Origin of the sequence: Aquabacterium sp., assembly GCF_004297345.1 — a bacterium.
In the GTDB taxonomy this organism is placed as follows: Bacteria; Pseudomonadota; Gammaproteobacteria; order Burkholderiales; family Burkholderiaceae_C; genus Aquabacterium.
In genome coordinates, this window is record NZ_SCTN01000340.1 from 1 (window position 1) to 4,080 (window position 4,080).

4 protein-coding genes are annotated in these 4,080 nt (G+C 63.2%); 3 read left to right on the top strand and 1 reads right to left on the bottom strand.

Annotated elements, in window-relative coordinates; genetic code table 11:
* Positions 1-131: 131 nt before the first annotated feature.
* Positions 132-911 (bottom strand): spermidine synthase, encoded by a 780-nt coding sequence (locus EPO09_RS12460; RefSeq protein WP_290643536.1) that lies wholly within the window; start codon positions 909-911, stop codon positions 132-134.
* A gap of 39 nt (positions 912-950) precedes the next feature.
* Here EPO09_RS12460 and EPO09_RS12465 point away from each other — a divergent pair, with 39 nt between their 5' ends.
* From EPO09_RS12465 to EPO09_RS12475, 3 genes are all read left to right on the top strand, one after another.
* Positions 951-1,472 carry a DNA-deoxyinosine glycosylase gene (locus tag EPO09_RS12465; protein ID WP_290643538.1) on the top strand — a complete coding sequence of 174 codons (522 nt, stop codon included), beginning with the start codon at positions 951-953 and terminating at the stop codon, positions 1,470-1,472.
* 273 nt (positions 1,473-1,745) lie between these two features.
* On the top strand, positions 1,746-3,344 hold the full coding sequence (locus EPO09_RS12470) for an FAD-binding oxidoreductase (protein ID WP_290643540.1): 1,599 nt from the start codon (positions 1,746-1,748) through the stop codon (positions 3,342-3,344).
* Positions 3,337-4,080, top strand: a 744-nt coding sequence (locus tag EPO09_RS12475) for an FAD-dependent oxidoreductase (protein ID WP_290643542.1), incomplete at its 3' end; no start/stop codon positions are given. The genes EPO09_RS12470 and EPO09_RS12475, both read left to right, overlap by 8 nt.

Sequence of the window (4,080 nt, forward strand, 5' to 3'; positions counted from 1 at the left end):
CTCGGTCAGCCATGTCAGCAGCATGCGCCATTCAAGCGGGCCCTTGTGCGTGACGGGGCGCTTGGCGTGCGGCTTGTTGGCGCCGGAATGGGCCCCGGAATGGGCGCCCGACGACGAGGCGTGTGCAGCGGTCATGTCTTCTTGCGGGAGGCGGCTGGCGTGAAGGTGGACAAAAGCTTGACCCATTTTCGCGCGGGAAGCGACCATCTGGTCTGTAAAGTTTCGGCACGTTGTGCCAGCACTTCACGCTCAGGCATGTCGAAATCCTTCCAGGCCAGCACGATGGTGTTGCCTTCCGTGGTGGGTTTGAGCATGGCCACCCTGCCTTCTCCAAAGGCCGCGCTGATGCGTGCGGCGCTGCGCTCGAAGCTGGCGTCGCGGCCGAACAGGTTGACGCTCATCACGCCGCCATCGTCCAGCACACGCCAGCAGGCGCGGTAGAAATCTTCGTCGTCCAGCACGGGGCTGGCGGCTTCGTGGTCGTACAGATCCACGCACAGGGCATCGGCGCTGGCGATGTGATCGTCCTGGTTCACGTATTTTTCGGCATCGCCCAGGATCACTTCCAGGCGATCGTCGTCCTCGGGCAGGTGGAACCAGTTGCGGCACACGCCGATGACCTGCGGGTTGATCTCGACCACCTTGGTGGGCAGTCGCAGGACGCTGTGGCAGTACTTGGTGATGGCGGCAGCGCCCAGGCCCAGTTGCAGGCAACGGGTGTCGGGCAGATCAGCCGGGTCACGCAGCAGCATCCAGGCCATCATGCGCTGGATGTAGTCCAGCTCCAGCTTCTGGGGCTGGCGGATGCGCATGGCGCCCTGGATCCAGGGCGTTTCCAGATGGAGGTATCTCAGGCCACCTTCTTCGGAGATGGTGGCATCAGGCAGGGTCGGGGCTTTGCTTCTTTTCACGGGCGCCAGTGTGTCACAAGGCTATGGCACAGTGCCCGCATGTCGCCGCCACCCGCCCCCAGACTGCTTGGCCTGGCCCCCGTCGTGGGCGAAGGAGCCCGGCTGCTCGTATTGGGCAGCTTTCCCGGCGTGGCTTCATTGAAAGCCCAGCAGTACTACGCTCATCCACGCAACCAGTTCTGGCCCATCCTCTCGGCCTTGTGGGGGCTGGAAGGCACGCAGGCGCTACAAGCCCTGCCTTATGCGGATCGACTGCCCATTGCACGCGCCCACGGTCTGGCGATCTGGGATGTCTATGCGGGCTGCGAACGCGCGGGCAGCCTCGACAGCGCCATCCAGCGCGCCGAACTCAATGACCTCGCCGGCCTGATCCAGCGTGTACCTACGCTACAGGCTATTGCACACAATGGCGGCGAATCGGCCAGGCACATGAAGATCACGCAGGCACTGGGCTTGCCCGTGTTCAAGTTGCCCTCCACCAGCCCGGCCAATGCATCGTGGTCTTTCGCGCGCAAGCTGGCGGCGTGGCGCGCTGTGTTTGAGCAGTTCGGGCTGGCCTGACGCGGCTTGATGCTGGTTCGGCAAGTGCGCATCTATTGGCGCGATCAGTCAATCCATGACACCGAAGGTCAAGCTGTTTCGCCTTGAAATCGGAAGAATAGGCACCGTGATGCAGTCACGCTGAAACCCTTCTGGAACGGGTCGCTGGCGTTTGATTCGTTTGATCCCTGAGTGAGCAAACCACTTGATATCGGGCTTTGGATACCCCGATGGCGCCAGCCTGCGCGACTGTTTTTCACGGACTTTGATTTGGCAAATACAAGCGAGAAAAACATGCGACGTTGGAACGGCTGGGGTGACGAGAACAACCACTTCCCGCTCAGGGAAGCCGGCCTGGGCTACATCCGGGGCCTGATCGGTCAGGGCCGCATCCTGCCTGATGCCACATTGCAAGCCGTGCTGGCCAGCGTGCCACCCAGCCGCTTGCCCGACCATGCGCTGGTATCCAGATCACCTGAAAAGCGTGTGCGACATGCGCGCGGCCAGAGCCTGCCTGATTGGTACGCCATGCGCTCAGGTCAGTTCGGGCACTTTCCCGATGGCGTGGCGGAACCGACTGATTCGGAACAAGTCGGCATCTTGCTGAAATGGGCCCAGGACAACGGTGTTCAAGTGATCCCCTACGGTGGCGGCACCTCGGTGGCCGGGCACATCACACCGCCTGCATCAGCCCAACCCATCCTGACCATGTCGATGGCCAGCATGAACAAGCTGATCTCGCTGGATGAGACGAGCCAGATCGCCCGCTTTGGCGCTGGCACGCCCGGCCCTGAACTGGAGCGGCAACTCGCTGAGCGTGGCTATGTGCTGGGCCACTTCCCGCAATCGTTCGAGCTGTCCACGGTGGGTGGCTGGGTGGCCAGCAGGTCTTCAGGGCAACAGTCGATCCGCTATGGGCGCATCGAGCAGCTGTTTGCGGGCGGCCGCATTGAAACGCTCAAAGGCACGTTGCAGATTCCGACCATTCCGGCCTCGTCTGCGGGCCCGGATCTGCGCGAGATCTTCATGGGCACGGAAGGCCGCATGGGCATCATCACTGAAGTTGATGTGCGCGTGCAGCGCCTGCCCGAGCATGAGTCCTTCCACGTGGCCTTTGCGCCCACTTGGGAGGCGGCCATGGGCATCGTGCGCGAAGTCGTGCAAGCCAAGGCGCCTGTATCGATGCTGCGCTTGTCCAACCCTGAAGAGACGCGCACGCACCTGCTCTTGGGCGCGGACGCCTGGCAAGCCAACTTGCTCAATCGCTACGCAGCCCTGCGTGGCTGTCCTGATGGCAAGTGCATGATCACCTTTGGCACCACCGGCAGCAAGCGCCAGGCGCGCTTTGTACTGGGCGAGGTCAAGCGCTTCGTGCGCCAAGGCGGGGGCTTCTATGGCGGCACCTTCATGGGCAAGAAGTGGGAACACTCGCGCTTTCGATCACCCTATCTGCGCCACGGCTTCTGGGAGCATGGCTACTCGGTGGACACGCTGGAAACCAGCGTGAACTGGTCTCAGGTGACAACGGCCATGCAGCGCATCGAGTCGGTCATTCGCGAACGTGCCGGCGATGGAGAAAAGGCCCATGTGTTCAGCCACCTGTCGCACATGTACACGCAGGGCTCGAGCATCTACACCACCTACTTCTTCCGCAACTCGGACAACTACGACACCACGCTGCAACGCTGGCAGGCCATGAAGCGCGCGGCCTCCACGGCCATCACGGAACTGGGCGGCACGATCAGCCACCAGCACGGCGTGGGCCGCGATCACGCGCCGTGGCTGCATGTTGAAAAGGGCCCGCTGGGCATGGCGGCCATCGGGCAGGTGATCCGCTATTTCGACGAGGCGCAGGTGCTCAACCAAGGCTGTCTGGGTGACTTCCATGGCTGAGTTGCTGAAACGTCCTTCGCTGAGCGAACTCTCTGCAGTTGAGCGCTGGGATGCCGTGGTCATCGGCGGCGGCATCACCGGTGCGGGCATCGCGCTGGAGGCTGCGCGCTGCAAGTTGAAGGTCCTGCTGGTCGAGCAGAAGGACTTCTCATGGGGAACGTCCAGCCGCTCCTCGAAGATGGTGCACGGCGGTCTGCGCTACATCGCCCAGGGCGACGTGACGCTGACACGCCATGCGCTGCAGGAGCGCGAGCGCATGCTCACCGAGTTGCCCGATCTGGTCGTGCGCATGCCCTACATCTTCCCGATTCGCCAGGGCAAGTTCCCCGGGCGCTGGGCCATGACGGCCGTGCTCAAGCTGTATGACACGCTGGCCGGCATCCGCGATCACCGCTGGATGAACCGCGATGCCGTGCTCAAGGCCTACCCTGCGCTGAAGGCCGACGGCCTCCAAGGTGCCATGCGCTACACCGATGCCCTGACGGACGACAGCCGATTGGTGATCCGCGTACTGCAGGAAGCCACGCTGGAAGGGGCCACCACACGCAACTACACACAAGTGCTGACTGTTCAGCCGCACGCCAGCGGTTCCAGCTTGCGCTTGCGCGATGCCGACACCGGCGAAGAACACGAGATCCGCGCACGCCGGGTGTTCAACGCCACAGGCCTGTGGGCTGATCGCCTGTCCGGCACGCCACCCGTGGTGCGGCCTCAACGCGGCACACATCTGTTCGTG